Here is a 1105-nt window from a genome sequence, read left to right on the forward strand (position 1 = left end):
CGTGACGCCATGGCGTCGGCCGGTAAGACCCTGGTCGAGCTGTTCGGTCTGGCCCGCGAGCTCAACATCGACGCCGAGGGCATCGACATGGGCCCTTACCCGACGGACACCGCTCTCGCCGCCGATCTGGCGCTGCCGATCGAGGAACTCGAGCTCACCGTCCGGTCGTACAACTGCCTCAAGCGCGAGGGCGTCCACACGGTGGGTGCGCTTCTCGCCCGCTCCGAGGCGGACCTGCTCGACATCCGCAACTTCGGTGCGAAGTCGATCGACGAGGTCAAGGCGAAGCTGGCCGGCATGGGCATGAGCCTCAAGGACAGCCCGCCCGGATTCGACCCGATTGCCGCCGCCTTCGGCAACGCGGACGCAAGCTACGTCGAGACCGAACAGTACTGAAAATTGCGCCGGATCGAGCGGAGCCGGGCCTCGCCTCCCGGACCGTTACGCGGGGCCGCGCCCCGCTTCTGTCGAGCCGTCACCATCAGGGGCACCCCCGTGCAGTCGCGATCAGAACCGGATCACCGTAACGCGCACCACAGACGCGGTCGCAGAAGTTCCCACGGCATCGCCGCCCGCCGCCCCGCCAAGACTGCGGGTGCCGATAAATCATCCGCTCAGGTCACGGCCTGGCACTGTCACGTTGTTGGGGGCGGCTGGTGTTGAGGTGTGCCGGGGCGTGCTTCTCCCGTTCGCTGACCGTTGTCAGACGGTCGCGGGGCAGCCGGTGACCTGCCTCCAGGTTCGGAAGCGTGCGGTTATCTCGGCTCGGTACTCGTGGGCGGCAAGAAGGTGACGGCGGGGCCTGAAGTGGGGTGAGATGCTGCTGAACGCGGACAGGAACCTCTGGGCGTGCCCGGCCGAGGTGAAGCGTCTCATGGCACGCTCACGCTGCCGGGTGGGCTGATGGCTGTTCTCCGCCCGGTTGTTCAGATACTTCGAACTCCGGTGCTCGACCGGTCTCGCAGTCGATGAGCACGGTGCCGTAGTGCTGTCCACGACGGGTGGCGAAGTCATCGACGCCCAGCACCCTCGGAACGGTCCAGGCAGGATCGGGCAGGGCCATAACCGCCCGTAACAGTGTCGACCGGCTCACCCGTGTATGCAG

The 1105-nt window shown here is 66.9% G+C and carries 1 protein-coding gene and 2 pseudogenes; 1 reads left to right on the forward strand and 2 read right to left on the reverse strand.

Annotation, left to right across the window (positions count from 1 at the left end):
* The coding region (locus ACNPQM_RS44165) for a DNA-directed RNA polymerase subunit alpha C-terminal domain-containing protein (protein WP_418088418.1) at positions 1–396 on the forward strand (396 nt) is incomplete at its 5' end.
* A 306-nt stretch (positions 397–702) separates the two neighbouring features.
* On the opposite strand, the pseudogene ACNPQM_RS44170 reads toward ACNPQM_RS44165, so the two are convergent.
* Both ACNPQM_RS44170 and ACNPQM_RS44175 read right to left on the reverse strand, forming a co-directional pair.
* Positions 703–954 (reverse strand): annotated as a pseudogene (locus ACNPQM_RS44170) (DDE-type integrase/transposase/recombinase); the annotation flags it as partial.
* Positions 884–1105, reverse strand: a pseudogene (locus ACNPQM_RS44175) (hypothetical protein); the annotation flags it as partial. The pseudogenes ACNPQM_RS44170 and ACNPQM_RS44175, both read right to left, overlap by 71 nt.

It is taken from the genome of Streptomyces sp. NPDC056231, assembly GCF_048270745.1.
Lineage (GTDB): Bacteria > Actinomycetota > Actinomycetes > Streptomycetales > Streptomycetaceae > Streptomyces.